Below are 17,698 nucleotides of genomic sequence, written 5' to 3' on the forward strand. Positions count from 1 at the left end.
TCAGGTTAGCGGTATTATCAGCAATGTCAACTGCAACCGTTTTCATGCCGCTAAATGCAACGCTTGCGGATATGGCATGGGACTTTACTCACCCTCTCACGAGAGAAATAGATGATATGAAGAGGAAGATGCGTAAAGAAAGAGATGATGCGACAAGGGAAATTGATAAGAAAATTGATGATATCTGGCGTTCCCGTTTTTCTAGCTCCCATTGTTCTGATAGCAAAAATGTCTGTCATTCTGATGATTTCCAAAAGTTTGTTGATGATTTCCGCAAGCTTTCTGAAGAAAACTCTAGAAGATTTAAAGCCAAACATAATAGGACGGAACAACAACAACATCAACATCATCATCAACATCATCATCATCATCATCATCATCATCATTATTATCATCATGTTGAAAACAAAACATATCATCACATTGAGCGTAAAAAGACAAAACACAGTAATATTCATATAGACAACTCAGGAGATGCTTTAGCGGTGGGTATTCTTGGTACAATTTTAAAAAAACCAGAACAACCACAAGTGGTTTATCAAATAGTACCACAAAATCAGGTAATTTATCAAAAAGTTCCGCAAAATCAAAGAGTTTATCAGGTGCAGCAAACGGTGGAATATGAGCCACTCCAGCAATCATTAGAATCTGATTGGCTTAACTATTGCAAGAAAAAATACCGTTCCTTCAACCCTAAAACAGGGACTTTTCGAGACCGTAATGGTTTGGAACACATTTGTTATGCCCCAATAAATTAACTTCTGTTCTACTAAAAAAGTCTTAAATGGCACAAAAAAACGCTTCAAAGCGTTTTTTTGTTTGCTCATATATTAAAATCTTGAAGAAAAGAATTATTTTGGCGCTCATAGCCTATGCTACTTTTAGGACCATGCCCACAGATAAAACAAACATCATCGCCTAAGGGTAAAACTTTTTCTCGAAGAGAGTGCATCAATTTTTCATGAGAACAGAAGGGGAAATCAGTGCGTCCAATAGAACCACGAAAGAGCACATCACCCAAGAGAGCTAAGCGTTCTTTTTCATTGAAATAAATAACATGACCAGGAGAATGTCCTGGGGTGTGAAAAACCTTAAACACATGTCCAGCAAAATGAACGCACTCACCATCTTCTAACCATTGGTCAGGAATACAGATGCACGCATCAGTGATGCCGTAATTTCTTGCGCTTTCGCTCACGGCATCCATCACAGGCTTATCATCGCGATGTGAACCGATAATTTTTACATTAAGCGCCTCTTTCGCTTGCATTGCTGCTCCCACATGATCAAAATGACCATGTGTTATCCAAATAGCCTCAACGATAACGCCATTCTTTTCGATTACGTCTTGAATCCGCGGCCAATCACCACCGGGATCAACGAGAACCCCCGTTTTACATTCACTATCAAAAAGCAAAGTGCAATTTTGTTGGAATGTCGTAACTGGAATAATATGTGCACTAAGATTCCCCATGACGTCCTTTTCAAAAGTAAAATTTTACTAAGTTTATAAGGAGCATTCCTCTCCCTCTACAAAAAATAGTCTGCTCGACAGCTTTATACAACTTATGTAAACTTGCATCTTGTGTAAACTAAATTTTTATCAAGGTTTTTAAGAATGACCAATCACGTTCAAGTTTTGTGTGACGATGCCCCTCACCTTCTTGTGATTGATGATGATACTCGCATTCGCAATCTTTTATTTCAATTTCTCATTAAAAATGGATTTCGTGTTTCAGTTTCAGCCAATGCTAATGAAGCAAGACGACTGTTGGCAAGTTTAGATTTTGATCTTCTTATTGTTGATGTCATGATGCCTGGTGAAAACGGTATTGATCTTACTCATTCACTCCGCCAAACAAAAGATGTTCCCATTCTCATGCTAACAGCTTTATCAGAAATAGACAATCGTATCCATGGCTTAGAAGCGGGTGCAGATGATTATCTTGCTAAGCCGTTTGATCCTCGTGAACTTCTCCTTCGTATCAATGCCATTTTACGGCGTGGCTTTCCCCTTAGCCAACCAAAAATTGAGCAGATCGTTTTTGGACCTTATATATTTTCAATTTCACGGCGCGAACTCAAAAAAGGGGGAGAAATTATTAAATTAACAGATAAAGAACAAGAAATGATGGTCATTTTTGCCGAAAATGCAGGCGATACAATTCCGCGCCATAAATTCGCGGCCGATGACAGCAATATAAGTGAACGTGCCATTGATGTACAGATCAACCGCCTTCGTCGTAAAATCGAAAAAAACCCAACACTGCCTATATGGCTCCAAACCGTACGAGGAATAGGGTACAAACTCTCTATTGAATAGGCACAAGAATGATCAAACCTTTAAGATTTTTTCTTCGATGGTTAACGAAAAAAATGCCTAAACGGCTTTATGCTCGCTCTTTGATCATTATTATCGCTCCAATGGTACTGCTGCAAACAGTCATTGCTTATGTCTTTATGGAACGCCATTGGCAAATGGTAACCGAGCGTCTTTCAATGGCTGTCGTGCATGACATTTCAGCCATTATTGATATTCTTGAAACATATCCACAACAAGATAACTATGGAGATATCAAGCGTATTGCACAACAACGCATGGGATTAAACATTTCTATTCTATCTCCTACCTCCTTACCCCCTCCAGGACCTAAGCCATTTTTTGCAATTCTTGACTATTTTTTAAGTGAAGAAATCACCCGCCAAATTAACCGTCCCTTCTGGATCGATACCGTAGGAGATTCTGATCTTGTTGAAATCCGTATCCACCTTGGTCACAATATCTTACGCGTCTTTGCTCCACGCAGCCAAGCCTACGCTTCCAATACTGCTATTTTTTTAAGCTGGATGGTAGGAACAGCTCTTGTTTTATTACTGATAGCAATTTACTTTTTGCGCAATCAAATTAAACCTATTCAACAATTGGCTGAAGCAGCAGAAAGCTTTGGACGCGGTCGTCCTTTACCAAAAGGATTTCAACCACAAGGAGCTGATGAAGTCCGTCGTGCTGGCATTGCTTTTTTACGTATGCGAGAACGTATTGAACGCCAAATCGAACAACGCACCATGATGCTCTCAGGAGTAAGCCATGATTTAAGAACCATTCTTACACGCTTTAAACTTCAGCTAGCATTAGTAAATACTGACTTTGATACTAAACCGCTTGAGCAAGATGTAAGTGACATGCAAAATATATTAGAAGATTATCTTGCTTTTGCTCGTGGTGAAGGAAGTGAAAGTGTCAAGACTTTTGATTTAAATGCTCTTATGCAAAAATTCTCCGCCGATGCTCATCTTCACAAACGTCAATTTTCTTACACCATTGAAGGTCCTACAGAAATACAAGTACGTCCCCGTGCTTTCACACGCTTGGTCAGCAATCTTGTATCAAATGCATTTTGTTACGGCACAACCGTTAAACTAACAGCTAACTCTCAACAAGAATCTTTTATATTGATAATCGATGATAATGGACCTGGAATTCATGAAAATATGCGTACAGAAGTTTTTAAGCCATTCTTTCGACTTGATAAAGCACGAAATCAAGATGCAAGTGGAACAGGACTTGGTCTTTCTATTGCTCAAGACATAGCACGCAGCCATGGTGGCAATATACAATTAGATGAAAGCCCACTTGGGGGATTACGCGCTATTCTTGATATCCCCCTATGAGCAATATTTCAGCAAACCATCTGTAAAAATAACAGACTGTGTATTTTAGGCATTCCCTACAGTTTCAAACAAAGTGTACTGCAGTGCCTTGTAAGCACTTTCTCCCGACAAAGCAACCATCTGAAATGCAACATAATGGCTTTCACAGACTTTAAGTGCATGTATCAACAATGTTTCAACCTGTATATGAGATGGATGCATCCCACCAGCCAAAAGAAGACCTTGCCGATAAATAACTGAATTATTCCTTTGCCAGTAATCAAAATGTCCCAACAACAACTTTTCATTAATTGCTAGCAATAAGCGCTGTATTTCAGCTGTTCGAGCATTTTTAATAGAGAGATCAAACGAACAAGCCAAATGAAGTGCTTCATGCTCTTCCATCCATGAAAAAGCAAGACGATAATTTGCGCGCTTTCCTTCCACACAAACGCTAATTTCATCTTGCGCATCCCGCTCAAACGACCAATCATATTCACAGGCAATCTGTTCGATAAAGTCAACAGGGTGCTCTTTTCTCTCTGTGGCGCAAAATGCAAGCCTCATCACAATCCTCAATCATCTTAAAAACATTGTCAACAGAATATAAACCGCCTAAACTGTAACAATATTTTGCTACAATCAGAACCTTTACACCAAACAAATACACATAAAAACATCGACAGTACACAAACACCCAGAACACAATCGCGCTGTTTAGGGCAACCTGATAGTCATAAAACGAATCATCAAGTCTTTTCAGTGTATTGATACAATTTCATAGCGCCAGCCCCCCTGATTCAAAAAAATGTATTTTACCCAAAAAAAAATCAAAAATAAACAAATGCTCCACTCTAACAGACTCAAGATTAAGCATTTTTTAGTTTCACGCATCATATTGAAAAATTGGGGATATTTTTTTGAAGATTCTTTTTTTTAAGAAACTATCTTACTTTTTTGTGTCTGCGTTTTTTAAATCATCTTTTTTTAAATCATCAAGGCGCCTTTTCAAATCAGCATTATCAGCATGGATTTTCAGCACCATCTCCTTAAAAGTCTCAAACTCTTCGCGAGAAACAAGATCAAGTTTGTTTGCTATCTTTTCAGCCTGCACACGAAAAGCTGTTCCAGCTTCACGTCGTATACCTTGCGCGACGTCAGCAGCATCTGTTGCTAATTTTGCTAATTCATCAAGAATACGATTTGATCCATTACGCATAACATTTTTCCTTAAATTTTAATTATTGACGCACGCATTATAGCGTATTCTCATAACATTTAGATACTGTAATTTGTTCCTTTTACCCTATATTTTACATACTGTGCAGATTTTTCATGACGATCTTTTTAAGATTTTTTAATATTTCTTTTATCACCATATTTTTTTACCGCGATAAACCAGTGGAAATCTATCCCCCTTTCTGACTAGCCTCCCTACTGACTTGACCATTGCGCATTCATCTGTCATTTCTGACCATTAGAGTCACTTCATATTCATCTCGTATAATGTAAGATGCTTAATTCATGAATAATCTGTCTTGTCCAGCCATTGCTTTTCCGTCTTTTCTTGATCCTGTCATTATCCAGCTAGGTCCCATAGCACTTCATTGGTATGGACTTGGTTACGTGGTGGGTATTCTTTTTGCTTGGTGGTATGCGCAAAAATTATTAAAAAAAACATCTCTATGGTATAGAGACCACCCTCCTATGGATAAAGAAAAGATCGGAGATTTTGTTGTCTGGTCTGCCATAAGTGTTGTTGTCGGAGGGCGTTTAGGACAAGTTCTTGTATGGGATCCCATTTACTATTTTAACCATCCAAGTGCTATCATTGCCGTATGGGATGGGGGAATGTCCTTTCATGGCGGACTTATTGGTATTATCATTGCTATGATCTGGTTTGCCCGTAAAAATCATATTAACATACGAGCCATGTTTGATATCATTGCTGCAGGTGCTCCTATCGGTATCGGCATTGTACGAATTTGCAACTTCATTAACCAAGAGTTATGGGGCAATATTACTACACGTCCTTGGGCTGTTTGTTTTCCTCTCGATCCTCACTATCTACCGCGCCATCCAAGCCAACTTTACGAAGCTTTCATGGAAGGATTTCTTCTCTTCATCATCTTATGCCTTATCATTTTTGCCTTCAAAGCATTAAAGCGCCCTGGAGCTGTTGCAGGAACATTTATTATAGGCTACGCAGTAGCGCGCAGCATTTCTGAAGTTTACCGTGCGCCTCAAGAAGATCCAGAATGGTTTTCGACTCTTTTCCATTCTACTGGTTTTACCTATGGCATGGCTTTATCTCTTCCCATGCTTCTTTTAGGGTTTTATCTTCTTCTCCATGCCTTTAAATATAAATCGACAGAAAATGGCCAATCTAAAAGAAAAAATTAAAGAAATTATTGCCCTTAATGGACCAATCACTGTTAGCCAATATATGACGTTGGCACTTACCGATCCTCAATTTGGTTATTATCAAACACAAACACCTTTTGGACGTACCGGTGATTTCATTACAGCACCTGAAATAAGCCAATTATTTGGAGAAATGATCGGGATTTGGGCTCTCGCAAGCTGGAACGCTCATGGTTCTCCTCGCCCTTTTATCCTCGCTGAAATAGGTCCAGGACGTGGAACTCTCATGGATGATGTTTTGCGTACCATTCAAAAATTATCCACGACAGCATTTGAATCTGCTGAAGTTTTTCTCCTTGAAATAAGTAAAAAGCTTGCAAAAGAACAAAAAAAGCGCCTTTGCCCTTATCAAAAACAAATCCATAGCATTGAAAATTTTAATCAAATTCCTTCAAAACCTCTCTTCCTCATAGCTAATGAATTTCTCGATACACTCCCTATCAACCAATATATTAAAGTCAATGGAGAATGGAAAGAGCGCTGCATTACAGTCAATCAAGATGGAGATCTCATCTTTATTGCTGCCCCGCATAAACTTCCCTCTTCTTATCTACAAACCTATTGTTCTAAAGTGCCTGACGGAACAATTTTTGAATATGCCCCCTTACGGCATCAATTCATGCAACAAATCAGCCACCATTTAGTGCAAGTGACAGGTTCTGCTTTGCTCATTGATTATGGTGCTGCTGATCTTGCATTTGGCGATACCTTGCAAGCACTGTCAAAACATAGATTTCGTGATATTTTTGATGCCCCTGGTGAACATGATTTAACATCCCATGTTGGTTTTTCTTTTTTAAAAAACATAGCCCTTGAACAAGGTTGTTTTGCTGAAATCTTCGAGCAAGGAGATTTTCTTTTAAAAATGGGGCTACTGGAGCGCGCAAAACAGCTTGGAGTTGGCAAAAGTGCTCCTTTGCAAGACAAAATCCGCCAAGACATCGAACGGCTCGCTGGTCAAGATCAAATGGGAAAATTATTTAAAGTTTTACATTTCAGTGATAAAAACATCTCCATACCTCCCCAATTTTGATGATCGGCGCTTTTGTCAATAAGCACATCATTATCTGAAATATTCATTGATAAATATGAACATCTCCACCCTCACTTCAAATAATCTCCATAAGGAACTTTTATGAAATCTATTCCTCATCCCATTCTTGCAAAAAATCTTTCTACTTTACACACCCATGGGATAGAACATGGTTTTTTTACTCGTCAAGGTGGTGTTTCAAAAAGCCTTTACCAAAGCCTTAATGTTGGACAAAGCTCAAATGATCACCCTGAACATATTACACAAAACCGCACTTTGGTCGCTCATTATTTTGATGTTGAGATACAAAATTTAGTCACTGTCAATCAAATACACTCTTGTGAAGTCATTGTCGTTGATAAAGCTTTTATCGGCTCCCCTCCTAGAGCCGATGCTCTCGTTACCACCACACAAGAACTCGTAATCGGCATTCTTACAGCAGATTGTGGACCCATTCTGTTTGCTGATCCACAAGCAGGTGTCATCGCTGCAACTCATGCTGGCTGGCGCGGAAGCTTAAATGGAATTATCGAGAAAACAATTGCTGTTATGGAAAAACAAGGTGCCAAAAGACAATCAATAACAGCAGTCCTTGGACCTTGTATTGGTCCTTGTCACTACGAAGTAACAAGTGAATTTTACGACCAATTTATTGATTGCCACTGCAAATACCAAAAATATTTTATAAAAACAGACAAAATAAATCACTTTTACTTTAATCTGTGGGCATTCATTATGAATCAACTCATCAAAGCAGGCGTTAATGCTTCTTGTGTGGAGCTTTGTACCTACAAAGATGAAAAGCGTTTTTTCTCCTATCGCCGTGCAATCCACCGCAGCGAACCTGATTACGGACGGCAAATTTCTGCTATTATGCTAAAAAATAAAAAATGATCCTCTTTTATGCTTTAAAACAATACCAAAACTGCAAAACTAAACTTTTTACTCAAATGTAAAAATAAATCCCATTGTATTTTGCTTTGCTTTTTTTACAAAATCATTTACCAGCCCATAAAATATGATAGCTTTTTCTCTGAATCATCTTCAATGTTTGGTTATAATGATTGAAGGCAAGATGATACTCCTTTTTATTTACTCCCCTTCATTCATCTTAAATATGAAACATTCCCCATATTGAAAGCATTTTTTATGACGTAATAACCAAAAAGCTTAATCAATATGTATTTATTTGCCGCATGGAGAAAAAACTTTGCTCTAAAAGAAACAAACTTTTGGAAAAAGAAAAAACATACCGCATAGCTCTTTAACAATAATCGATAAAATTGTAAGGCTTTTGTACTTTTGTAATTGTTCTCTTGCAATTTAATAAAAAGAAATTAAAACCGTGTCGCATTCCCACCATGATGATTCAGAGGTTCTACTATGAAACTTTTCTGCGGAAATTCTAATCCACGCCTAGCTGAAGATGTTGCAAATTATTTGAACATCCCCTTAGGCAAAGCCACCGTAAAACGTTTCGCTGATCAAGAGATTTTCGTAGAATTGCATGAAAATGTGCGTGGACAGGACGTGTTTGTTTTGCAATCTACATCCTATCCAGCCAATGATCACTTGATGGAATTACTCATCATGATTGATGCGCTTCGTCGTTCTTCGGCACGTCGCATCACAGCTGTTATCCCTTATTTTGGCTATGCCCGCCAAGACCGTAAACCTGGTCCGCGTACTCCCATTTCCGCAAAACTTGTTGCCAACCTGATTACTGAAGCAGGGGCCCATCGTGTTTTAACATTGGACCTTCATGCAGGACAAATTCAAGGTTTTTTTGATATCCCTACGGATAATCTCTATGCTGTTCCTGTTATTTCTCGCGATGTCAAAGTACATTATTCTCTTGAAAATGTTATTGTTGTTTCACCTGATGTGGGTGGTGTTGTACGCGCACGCTCGCTCGCCAAGCGTTTGAACAGTTTGCTTGCTATTGTAGATAAACGTCGTGAACGTCCCGGTGAATCAGAGGTTATGAATATCATTGGAGATGTATCGGGAAAAGATTGCCTTTTGCTTGATGATATTGTTGATTCAGGTGGAACTTTATGCAATGCAGCAAGTGCCCTGCTTAAACATGGTGCCAATAGTGTCACGGCTTATATCACGCACGGTGTTCTTTCTGGTAATGCAATCGAACGAATTACCAATTCAGAGATGAAAGAATTGGTTATTACAGATTCAATTATGCCAACACAAACTATTGAGAAAGCCCATAATATTCGTGTTTTGCCCATTGCCGACCTTATTGGGGAAGCAATTGCAAGGACAGCAGCAGAACAATCGGTTTCCAGCTTATTTGGTTAAAGAGGTTCCTTGGGGTCTCCTGGTGCTGTTTCAACACCAAGATCAGGAAATGCAACAATACGTTGGCCACTAAAATGCGTATGAATAACAATAAGACCACGCTCTTCAAAGTAGGTTAAAAGTCGGCGTGCACGACCTAAAGAATGAGTCCCATAAAGACGTGCTAAAAATGCATCGGATGGACATGGCTTTCCCCCTAATGCAGCCTGTGCTACATTCAAGAAGACTCCTTGGACATCTTCTTCTAAACTTTCTGATATCTGCAAAATATGTTTCCAATGTTCACTGACAGCCGTTTGTTCATCAACAAAAGCCTGAGCAATAGCCAATTTACGCCGAAACTGTGAAAGATTAAAAGGAACCTTTGACATACCATGGATACGACAACGAACTGAAAAATCTTGATAAAGCACCGCTGTTGAACGATAAAAAGCCTCAGAATCCTCAAGAATTTCCCGAATAATATGTTCTGCTTGGCCGTCACGCTCAACATCAGAAAGTTCAGGAAATAAACTCGGGGTTTCTTCCAACAACTCTTGTTTTTTATGCACTACCTCCTCTAACATCTCGTGCATTGATTTTTCCCTCATCGGCTCTCGTGTTTGTTTAAATGGCTTTAAAATTTCCTCTGGTGAAGCAGTAAAAACGAGCTCTTGCACATCATCCCGCTCTGTTGGAAGTGGCATTAATTTAGGGCTAGAAGAGCGTGCCAAAGTTTCAACAGAACCGATAATGATTGGTAAAGGACGTCGTGATAAAGCGGGGCCTAAAGCTATAAAATTCCCCCGCTCAAGATCTCTAAACATTTCCGCTTGGCGGCGCTCCATTCCTAAAAGATCAGCAGCGCGTACCATATCAATATCTAAAAAAGTCCGCCCTATTAAAAAGTTTGAAGCTTCAGCAGCAACATTTTTGGCCAACTTAGCCAATCGTTGTGTCGCAATAACACCAGCAAGACCACGTTTACGCCCTCGACACATAAGATTGGTCATAGCACTAAGAGAAATCTTACGTGCTTCATCAGAAACTTCTCCTGCCGCAGTTGGAGCAAACAATTGTGCTTCATCGACAACGACAAGCATAGGATACCAATAATCACGTTCCACATCAAACAGTGCTCCAAGGAAAGCCCCTACAGCACGCATCTGTTGTTCAGTATCCAAACCTTCAAGATTAAATACCACTGAAACCCGATGTTGTCGAATGCGATGGGCAATACGAGTCAATTCTAATTCACTACGTTGAGCCTCTACAATAACATGACCAAATTTATCTGCCAAAGTTACAAAATCGCCTTCTGGATCAATTACACAATGCTGAACCCACTTAGCACTTTGCTCCAAAAGACGGCGTAAAAGATGTGATTTCCCTGAACCGGAATTACCTTGTACAAGAAGACGTGTCGCCAATAACTCTTCCAGATCAAGAAGTGCTGGCATCGATTTATGCAAAGCACGACTCTCTGACATCTCACCCAAGGCAATCTCAACCTTCATAACATCTCCAGTGTTTGATTTTGAACATATCAGTGCCAGCGCATATTGGCTGATTCTCCATCCACGCCGTAATTTGTAACATTTCCTCCTTTTTAAGGGTAGAAATCATCGATTTTTCCCACAACTCTTGCATCTATGAATAGTTTGAATTATAGAACAAACTTCTGTGTAGACACCCTTGGAGGCAACGCAGAATGGAGCGATCGCTGTTAGTTAGCGCATATCTTCATATCCATGCAAAAACTATTACTGTTTTTGAAGGATCTCCAATCATGTAAAAAGGACTTAAATTATGAGCAAAAGCTACACTCTTAAGGCCGAAAAACGCGAGCGGGTTGGTAAGGGGTCCTCCCGTGAACTTCGCCGCAACGGTCTTATTCCTGCTGTCATTTATGGTGAAAAACAACCTCCCTTGGCAATAACAGTTCCCTATAAAGAAATTTTCTACAAAATTCATGCCGGTGGCTTTCGTACCACCATTGCAACGATTATTCTTGACAAGCAAAAAATTATGGTTTTGCCAAAAGATTATCAATTAGATCCCGTGCGTGACTTTCCCCTCCATGTAGATTTCTTACGCATTTCAGCAAAATCCGTTGTAGAAGTGAATATTCCTGTCCACTTCCTCAATGAAGATACAGCACCTGGACTTAAAAAGGGTGGTGTCCTCAATATTGTTCGGCACGAAATTGAATGTACGGCTCCAGCAAGTGCTATTCCTGAAGCTATTGAAATTGATCTCTCCAGCTACTCTATTGGTGACTCTATTCACATTTCAGCAGTGCAACTGCCAAAAGATGTGACTCCCATCATCCAAGATCGAGATTTTACCATTGCAACCATTGCAGCTCCTGCTGGCATGGATGTCAGTGATGAAACTTCTGAACAAGAAGATGAAGAAGAAGACACGCAAACTTCATAAAACTCAAAAGGCGGGAATTTTTTCCGCCTTAATTTATGAGACATTACCCTTACTCATACTTTGACTGAAGATACACATGTGGCTTATCGCTGGTCTTGGCAATCCTGGTTTACAATATCAAAATAACCGCCATAATATCGGTTTTATGACTGTTGATGCCATTTATCAGTCCTTCTCTTTTTCTCCATGGTCGAAGAAGTTTCAAGCAGAAATCTCTAATGGTTTCATAAATAATGAGAAAATTTTTCTTATCAAACCCCAAACTTTCATGAATCTCTCTGGTCAAGCTATCGGTGAAGCTTTGCGATTTTATAAAGTAGATCTGAAGAATTTGATCATCATTTATGATGAGTTAGACCTGTCACCGGGAAAAGTTCGTATAAAAATTGGTGGAGGAAATAATGGGCATAATGGTATTAAGTCTATTGATGCCCATTGTGGCACTGACTATTGTCGTATACGCATAGGAATTGGTCATCCTGGAAGCAAAGAACTTGTTCATCAGCATGTTCTGGGAAATTTTACCAAATCTGATCAAGAGTGGTTATCCCCTCTCTTAGAGACAATTGCAAAAAATATCGCTCTCCTTATAAAAGATGACAAATCCCTCTTTATGAATGAAATTTCACAAACGATAAAAAACAATCAAAACCATTGACTTGCGTGTCACAGTCGCGTGAAGCATATGGATAAGAACTCTTGAAAAAAATGTCTCTTATACACTTTCTCAAAGGCAAAATCTGTTGGCAACCTGAGAAGCTAGAAAATAAAATAAGAATACAAGCTTATACACACTTTTGAAAAAGAAAGGCTTATATTCTCTCTTGAGAGAAAGAGAAGATTGAACAGCAAACCAAAATACTCAAACAGTTCTCTTCAATTTTCTCCCCTAAATTAAAAAAATTCATTTGGCTGAATGGTCGACTGTAGCGGATCATAGCCATTTGATTGTTGACTATAAACTGTAGGAATATTCCTATTGTTTTGTAATACCACAACACGCGAACCAACGGGAACACGATCATAAAGATCAATAATATCTTGATTAAGCAAACGAATACACCCACTTGAAATAGCACGCCCAATTGACCACGATTCGTGTGAGCCATGAATACGGAAAAGTGTATCTTTCCCATTTTTGAACAAATAAAGTGCCCGCGCACCTAATGGATTATCGGGTCCTGGTGGCATTCCTTTCCCAAGATGACCATAACGTTCTGGTTCTCGAGCCATCATAGCTGCAGTAGGAGCCCAATTTGGCCAACGACGCTTGCGCTGTACAACCCCTTCACCTTCAAATGCTAAACCTTCCTTACCGACCCCAATCCCATAACGTAAAGCCTTTCCATTTTCACCAATAAGGTAAAGAAAACACTCTTGCGTATCTACAACCAATGTTCCAGGTGGATAAGATGTATAATAAATCACTTCTTGTCGCCAAAACTTTGGATCAATTGTCGCAAGATCAACAGCAGGTAACAAATAGGTCTCATTCGTTACAGGACCGTACAAAGCCTGTATTTCTGGTGGAATGTATCGAACTTGTTGAAAAGGAACTGATGACATATCTGACTGATGTGTAGCACATCCAGCTAAAGCCAAAAGTGCTGCAATTAAAAAGACACAACGAGATAACACTCTTCTATTTTCTCCGATTAATTATTTATGCAGATTTGCATACCATGAAAAACTTAGCACATTATTAACATTAATTCGAAGTTTTCTTATCCTTGAGACTAAGGAGAGCATTAAGATAAGAAGAACTAAGGTAAAAAAAGCAAATTATCTGTTACTTTAGACTTTTTTCTCACTTATCGCAACACAAAGACTATAACTCTTCTAAAAATATGCTATAAAAAAGAAGCTTTATCTTGACTATAAAATCAAAAGAAAAGAAAGACTCTCATGGGCTTTAAATGCGGTATTGTCGGATTACCTAATGTTGGGAAATCAACTCTTTTTAATGCATTAACAAAAACAGCCACTGCACAGGCTGCCAATTATCCTTTTTGTACCATTGAACCCAATACCGGTGAAGTTGCTGTTCCAGATTTACGAATGGAAAAAATTGCATCAATCGCTGGTTCAAAAGAAATAATTCCTACACGCATTAACTTCGTCGATATTGCGGGGCTTGTACGAGGAGCTTCAAAAGGCGAAGGTTTAGGAAACAAATTTTTAGCCAATATTCGCGAAGTCGATGCCATTGTTCACGTTTTACGCTGTTTTCAAAATGAAGATATTACCCATGTAGAAGGACGTATTGATCCTGTTTCTGATGCCACAACCGTTGAAACAGAACTCATGCTTGCCGATCTTGAGAGCCTTGAGCGACGAATCGTACAAATCCGTAAACGTGCAACCGGAAAAGACAAAGAAGCTCTCACAATTTTACCCATTATGGAAAAAGCATTAAACATACTGCAACAGGGAAACCCTGTCCGGTTATTACTCAAAGATATCTCTTCCGATGAACACCACATTCTTAAGAGTTTAAATCTTTTAACCTCCAAGCCTGTACTTTATGTTTGTAACGTAAGCGAAAATGACGCCGCTCATGGAAATAGCTTTACCCAAACAGTTGAAAAAATGGCAACAGAGCAAAATGCGCAAAGCATTATCATTTCTGCTTCTATCGAAGCGGAAATCACACAACTGAGTGATGCTGAAGCATCAGAATATCTCAATGCTCTAGGACTCTTTGAACCAAGTTTAAATCGCCTTATTCGTGCTGGTTACCATTTACTTGATCTCATTACTTACTTCACCTGTGGGCCTAAGGAAACACGAGCATGGACAATTACGCGTGGTACAAAAGCTCCCCAAGCAGCTGGCGTTATTCACTCAGATTTTGAGCGCGGTTTCATTCGTGCCCAAACCATCAGCTACAATGACTATATTGCTCTGGGTGGAGAAAGCGGTGCAAAAGAAGCAGGAAAAGCCCGCGATGAAGGAAAAGAATACATTGTGCAAGATGGCGATGTCATGTTATTTAAACATAATACTTAAATCTTCACTCTGTCTTAATAGTTTATCTTGAAAACTTTGTAATAGGTCCTTGGAATCTTGTCGCAAAAGCTCCCAAGAATTTTTTGAACAAAAAAATGTTGCTAGCATATTATTATGATAGCAACAGTTTTATCCATTAAAGAATGGGAATATAAAATTAGCGCGTCCAACGCCCTTCGTATTTAAATGTTGGAGCGTCCTTTAAAGAATCCTTTGTCGCATTTGTAATGAGTTTCCATTTACCATAATCATTTGTCATCTGGATTGTTTCTGGAGAAACGACCACATAACTCTCACCTATGCCAAGAAAACCACCAACAGCAACAACAAACCCTGCAATATTATTTTCACGTAAAATAATATCTTTTACTTCACCAATATTTTCATCTTCTATATTATATACATTGGCGCCTATAAGGCTGGAAGCAACAAAATCCGTTGCTAAAGGTGTCACATAACGCACAGACTTATCTACCCCCACCTGTACAATACCCGTCGAAGAGATCATTTCAGGTTTTGAAGGCACTTCAAAAGACTGGGCGTAAGTACTAGAAACCATCAAAATTGACATAAGAGTAGTACATGCAATTTTTTTCATTTTAACATCTCCGTTTTTACTTTATAAAACCTCAATGCATCATAAACAGATTTGTTCCTTATGCTCTTTATACTCTATACTCTTTCAAGCCTTGTCGCTTTATCATTTTCTCTTTATTTCGTCTTTTGTTTCTTTCTCTAACTCTTCTTCTAAACCACACCAAATACGATTTTTTAAAATATAAACAAGCCCGGCAAAAATGATTAAAAATAAAATAACACGAAAACCGGTTTTTTTACGAATTTCCATATGAGGATCGGCAGCCCACATCAAAAAAGCAGAAACATCGCGCGCGTAGTGTTCAATGATTTCTGGGGTTCCATCTTCATAAACAACCATACCATCACTCAAAGGAGGAGCCATAGTTAAAGAATTACCGGCAATAAAATAAGGATTATACCAATAACCATCCGCAATTTTTATCTCCTTCGGTGCCTTCTGATATCCTGTTAAAAGAGCTGTAATATAATCTGGACCAGCTGTATCATAATGAGCCAATGCATCAGTAATTAAAGCAGGAAACGGCAAAGATACACCACGTGCACGTGCCATCAATGACAAATCTGGAGGATAAGCACTATTTAAAATAAATCTTGCTTCTTCTTCATGTGCAAAGGGAGAAGGAAAATAATCCGTTGCAACCCCAGCACGTTTAAAAAATTTTCCTTCTCGATTAGGACCATCGCGCACTTCATATTGCCGCGCCAAAGCTTTAATCTGTTCTTGATCATACCCAAGAGCTTTTAAATTGCGAAAAGCCACATATTTTAGCCCATGGCAGCTGGAACAAACTTGTTTATAAACCTTTAATCCACGCCTCAATTGCGCCTTATCATAAAGCCCAAATGGACCTGAAAAACTCCATTCTTGTTTTTTAGGAATCCTTAAAGGAAAAGAAATAAATTCCTCCTCCTGATCAGAGGCATCCCCCGCTAAACTCTGAGCAGAAAAGCTCATAGCAACGATAACAATCAGTCCGACAAAAACATTTACCATAGTCTCTTTTTTTTCTGTTTTAAATCTTGCATAATTGAAGAAGGAAGAGAACAATTTTTTTCAAACGCTGGCAAAGTCGGCAAAATAACCAAAAAAAATATAAAATAATAAACCGTAGCTAATTGCGTCCATAAAAGGATTTTGTCATTTATTTCTCTTGACCCCAACCAACCAAGGAAAACGACATCAATAACCAACGCCCAAAAGAAAATTTTATAAACAGGTCGATATCTTGCTGAACATATTTTAGAGCGGTCTAACCATGGCACAAAAATTAAAATGCAAATCGAACTGACAAATAAAACAAAGCCCACAAAAGTTGAAGGGAAAATACCAATATCAAAAGTTATAGCACGAAGTATCGCATAAAAAGGCAAAAAATACCATTCTGGAACCACACGAAGAGGTGCCTTTAAAGGATCTGCCACACTATAATTTTCAGCCTGCCCCATATAATCAGGCATATAAAACAAAAACCAGGCAAAGAAGATCAAAAAAACAGTAATAGCAAAAATATCTTTGATAAGCGCATAAGGTGAAAATGGAACCGTTTCCTTATCTGATTGTATAGCAAGACCCGTTGGATTGCCTTGCCCAACACAATGGATTGCCCAAATATGCAGCCCCACAAAAAGAAGCAAAACAAATGATAAAACATAATGGAAAACATAAAAACGATTCAACGTTGGTTGTCCTACGCCATAACCACCCAGAAGTGTCTCATGCAACCATGTCCCCACAAAAGGTATCGTTTTTAAAAGCCCTGCAATCACTGAAGCCGCTGAAATAGACATCATCCCCCAAACAAGCACATAACCAAAAAATGCTATTGCCATCATGATGATATAAATAAAAATACCTGTAACCCACACCATTTCTCGCATATTTTTATAAGAACCATAATAAAGTCCACGTGCCAAATGGATATAAACAGCAATAAAAAAAAACGAAGAGCCTACAGAATGCCATGGACGAAAAAGCCAACCAAACTGCCCTTCACGCCGAAATCGTTCACTAGTTTCAAAAGCCAAATGAATATCTGGAACATAATGCATAGCCAAGACAATACCAGTCAAGAGCTGTGATAAAAGCATAATGGTCAAAATACCGCCAAATGTGTAAAAGTAATTAAGATTACGCGGAACAGGAAAAATCACAAATGTATTATAAAAAAAACGAGGAAGAGGAAAACGCTTATCAAACCAACGAGCAAGAGCATTTTTAGGACAATAAGGAGGAAACCTTGTCATAAC

18 protein-coding genes are annotated in these 17,698 nt (G+C 38.8%); 10 read left to right on the forward strand and 8 right to left on the reverse strand.

Translation table 11 applies throughout. From position 1 onward, the window contains the following. A partial coding sequence (locus ACFIKD_RS01635) for a BA14K family protein (RefSeq protein WP_375647044.1) occupies positions 1-758 on the forward strand: 758 nt, incomplete at its 5' end. Between the two features lie 65 nt (positions 759-823). Here the strand turns inward: ACFIKD_RS01635 and ACFIKD_RS01640 are convergent. Next, a complete protein-coding gene (locus ACFIKD_RS01640) occupies positions 824-1,474 on the reverse strand; it encodes an MBL fold metallo-hydrolase (protein WP_375635713.1) in 651 nt (216 codons plus the stop codon). A 144-nt stretch (positions 1,475-1,618) separates the two neighbouring features. Between ACFIKD_RS01640 and ACFIKD_RS01645 the strand changes: the two genes are divergently transcribed. Together ACFIKD_RS01645 and ACFIKD_RS01650 are read left to right on the forward strand one after the other, a co-directional pair. Beyond that, positions 1,619-2,323: a response regulator gene (locus ACFIKD_RS01645; RefSeq protein ID WP_375647045.1), complete on the forward strand. Its 705-nt coding sequence runs from the start codon at positions 1,619-1,621 to the stop codon at positions 2,321-2,323. Between the two features lie 8 nt (positions 2,324-2,331). After that, complete coding sequence (locus tag ACFIKD_RS01650) at positions 2,332-3,672, forward strand: ATP-binding protein (protein WP_375635715.1); 1,341 nt, start codon at positions 2,332-2,334, stop codon at positions 3,670-3,672. A gap of 45 nt (positions 3,673-3,717) precedes the next feature. Here ACFIKD_RS01650 and ACFIKD_RS01655 read toward each other — a convergent pair whose 3' ends face one another. Further along, positions 3,718-4,218 (reverse strand): YbjN domain-containing protein, encoded by a 501-nt coding sequence (locus ACFIKD_RS01655; RefSeq protein WP_012754893.1) that lies wholly within the window; start codon positions 4,216-4,218, stop codon positions 3,718-3,720. Between the two features lie 382 nt (positions 4,219-4,600). After that, positions 4,601-4,870: an accessory factor UbiK family protein gene (locus tag ACFIKD_RS01660; protein ID WP_012754892.1), complete on the reverse strand. Its 270-nt coding sequence runs from the start codon at positions 4,868-4,870 to the stop codon at positions 4,601-4,603. Between the two features lie 305 nt (positions 4,871-5,175). On the opposite strand from ACFIKD_RS01660, the gene lgt reads away from it, so the two are divergent. The 4 genes from lgt (at position 5,176) to ACFIKD_RS01680 (ending at position 9,424) form a co-directional block, all read left to right on the forward strand. Next, entirely contained in the window at positions 5,176-6,054 is an 879-nt protein-coding gene (gene lgt, locus ACFIKD_RS01665) for a prolipoprotein diacylglyceryl transferase (RefSeq protein WP_375628150.1), read from the forward strand. After that, positions 6,029-7,108, forward strand: a complete 1,080-nt coding sequence (locus tag ACFIKD_RS01670; protein ID WP_375635716.1) for a class I SAM-dependent methyltransferase — start codon at positions 6,029-6,031, stop codon at positions 7,106-7,108. Before lgt ends, ACFIKD_RS01670 begins: the two co-directional genes overlap by 26 nt. Before the next feature lie 102 nt (positions 7,109-7,210). After that, positions 7,211-8,002, forward strand: a complete 792-nt coding sequence (gene pgeF, locus ACFIKD_RS01675) for a peptidoglycan editing factor PgeF (protein ID WP_375635717.1) — start codon at positions 7,211-7,213, stop codon at positions 8,000-8,002. A 489-nt stretch (positions 8,003-8,491) separates the two neighbouring features. Next, a complete protein-coding gene (locus ACFIKD_RS01680; protein ID WP_375635718.1) occupies positions 8,492-9,424 on the forward strand; it encodes a ribose-phosphate pyrophosphokinase in 933 nt (310 codons plus the stop codon). Here the strand turns inward: ACFIKD_RS01680 and ACFIKD_RS01685 are convergent. After that, entirely contained in the window at positions 9,421-10,920 is a 1,500-nt protein-coding gene (locus ACFIKD_RS01685; RefSeq protein WP_375647047.1) for a helicase HerA domain-containing protein, read from the reverse strand. The two genes, ACFIKD_RS01680 and ACFIKD_RS01685, sit on opposite strands and share 4 nt — an antisense overlap. Before the next feature lie 292 nt (positions 10,921-11,212). Between ACFIKD_RS01685 and ACFIKD_RS01690 the strand changes: the two genes are divergently transcribed. Further along, on the forward strand, positions 11,213-11,842 hold the full coding sequence (locus ACFIKD_RS01690) for a 50S ribosomal protein L25/general stress protein Ctc (protein WP_375647048.1): 630 nt from the start codon (positions 11,213-11,215) through the stop codon (positions 11,840-11,842). Positions 11,843-11,918: 76 nt separating this feature from the next. Then, on the forward strand, positions 11,919-12,500 hold the full coding sequence (pth, locus tag ACFIKD_RS01695) for an aminoacyl-tRNA hydrolase (RefSeq protein ID WP_375647049.1): 582 nt from the start codon (positions 11,919-11,921) through the stop codon (positions 12,498-12,500). 236 nt (positions 12,501-12,736) lie between these two features. On the opposite strand, the gene ACFIKD_RS01700 is transcribed toward pth, so the two are convergent. Continuing rightward, positions 12,737-13,480 (reverse strand): L,D-transpeptidase, encoded by a 744-nt coding sequence (locus ACFIKD_RS01700; RefSeq protein WP_375647050.1) that lies wholly within the window; start codon positions 13,478-13,480, stop codon positions 12,737-12,739. 267 nt (positions 13,481-13,747) lie between these two features. Here ACFIKD_RS01700 and ychF point away from each other — a divergent pair, with 267 nt between their 5' ends. Further along, positions 13,748-14,851: a redox-regulated ATPase YchF gene (gene ychF, locus ACFIKD_RS01705; RefSeq protein WP_012754883.1), complete on the forward strand. Its 1,104-nt coding sequence runs from the start codon at positions 13,748-13,750 to the stop codon at positions 14,849-14,851. A 157-nt stretch (positions 14,852-15,008) separates the two neighbouring features. On the opposite strand, the gene ACFIKD_RS01710 is transcribed toward ychF, so the two are convergent. The 3 genes from ACFIKD_RS01710 to ACFIKD_RS01720 all read right to left on the reverse strand — a co-directional run bounded on the left by ACFIKD_RS01710 (position 15,009) and on the right by ACFIKD_RS01720 (position 17,695). Then, complete coding sequence (locus ACFIKD_RS01710) at positions 15,009-15,449, reverse strand: PRC-barrel domain-containing protein (RefSeq protein ID WP_012754882.1); 441 nt, start codon at positions 15,447-15,449, stop codon at positions 15,009-15,011. Positions 15,450-15,551: 102 nt separating this feature from the next. Beyond that, positions 15,552-16,445: a cytochrome c1 gene (locus ACFIKD_RS01715; RefSeq protein WP_375647051.1), complete on the reverse strand. Its 894-nt coding sequence runs from the start codon at positions 16,443-16,445 to the stop codon at positions 15,552-15,554. Continuing rightward, positions 16,439-17,695, reverse strand: coding sequence for a cytochrome bc complex cytochrome b subunit (locus tag ACFIKD_RS01720; protein ID WP_375647053.1), 1,257 nt, complete (start codon positions 17,693-17,695; stop codon positions 16,439-16,441). The genes ACFIKD_RS01715 and ACFIKD_RS01720 overlap by 7 nt, the downstream gene beginning before the upstream one ends. Between the last annotated feature and the right edge of the window lie 3 nt (positions 17,696-17,698).

The organism is Bartonella sp. CR84HXZ (assembly GCF_042194535.1).
Classification (GTDB): Bacteria; Pseudomonadota; Alphaproteobacteria; order Rhizobiales; family Rhizobiaceae; genus Bartonella; species Bartonella grahamii.

Coding starts and splice junctions, on each gene's coding strand:
- ACFIKD_RS01650 (WP_375635715.1), top strand. CDS start 2,332: ATGATCAAACCTTTAAGATTTTTTCTTCGATGGTTAACGAAAAAAATG.
- lgt (WP_375628150.1), top strand. CDS start 5,176: ATGAATAATCTGTCTTGTCCAGCCATTGCTTTTCCGTCTTTTCTTGAT.
- ACFIKD_RS01680 (WP_375635718.1), top strand. CDS start 8,492: ATGAAACTTTTCTGCGGAAATTCTAATCCACGCCTAGCTGAAGATGTT.
- ACFIKD_RS01690 (WP_375647048.1), top strand. CDS start 11,213: ATGAGCAAAAGCTACACTCTTAAGGCCGAAAAACGCGAGCGGGTTGGT.
- ACFIKD_RS01655 (WP_012754893.1), bottom strand. CDS start 4,218: ATGAGGCTTGCATTTTGCGCCACAGAGAGAAAAGAGCACCCTGTTGAC.
- ychF (WP_012754883.1), top strand. CDS start 13,748: ATGGGCTTTAAATGCGGTATTGTCGGATTACCTAATGTTGGGAAATCA.
- ACFIKD_RS01710 (WP_012754882.1), bottom strand. CDS start 15,449: ATGAAAAAAATTGCATGTACTACTCTTATGTCAATTTTGATGGTTTCT.
- ACFIKD_RS01645 (WP_375647045.1), top strand. CDS start 1,619: ATGACCAATCACGTTCAAGTTTTGTGTGACGATGCCCCTCACCTTCTT.
- ACFIKD_RS01715 (WP_375647051.1), bottom strand. CDS start 16,445: ATGGTAAATGTTTTTGTCGGACTGATTGTTATCGTTGCTATGAGCTTT.
- ACFIKD_RS01660 (WP_012754892.1), bottom strand. CDS start 4,870: ATGCGTAATGGATCAAATCGTATTCTTGATGAATTAGCAAAATTAGCA.
- pgeF (WP_375635717.1), top strand. CDS start 7,211: ATGAAATCTATTCCTCATCCCATTCTTGCAAAAAATCTTTCTACTTTA.
- ACFIKD_RS01685 (WP_375647047.1), bottom strand. CDS start 10,920: ATGAAGGTTGAGATTGCCTTGGGTGAGATGTCAGAGAGTCGTGCTTTG.
- ACFIKD_RS01720 (WP_375647053.1), bottom strand. CDS start 17,695: ATGACAAGGTTTCCTCCTTATTGTCCTAAAAATGCTCTTGCTCGTTGG.
- ACFIKD_RS01640 (WP_375635713.1), bottom strand. CDS start 1,474: ATGGGGAATCTTAGTGCACATATTATTCCAGTTACGACATTCCAACAA.
- ACFIKD_RS01670 (WP_375635716.1), top strand. CDS start 6,029: ATGGCCAATCTAAAAGAAAAAATTAAAGAAATTATTGCCCTTAATGGA.
- pth (WP_375647049.1), top strand. CDS start 11,919: ATGTGGCTTATCGCTGGTCTTGGCAATCCTGGTTTACAATATCAAAAT.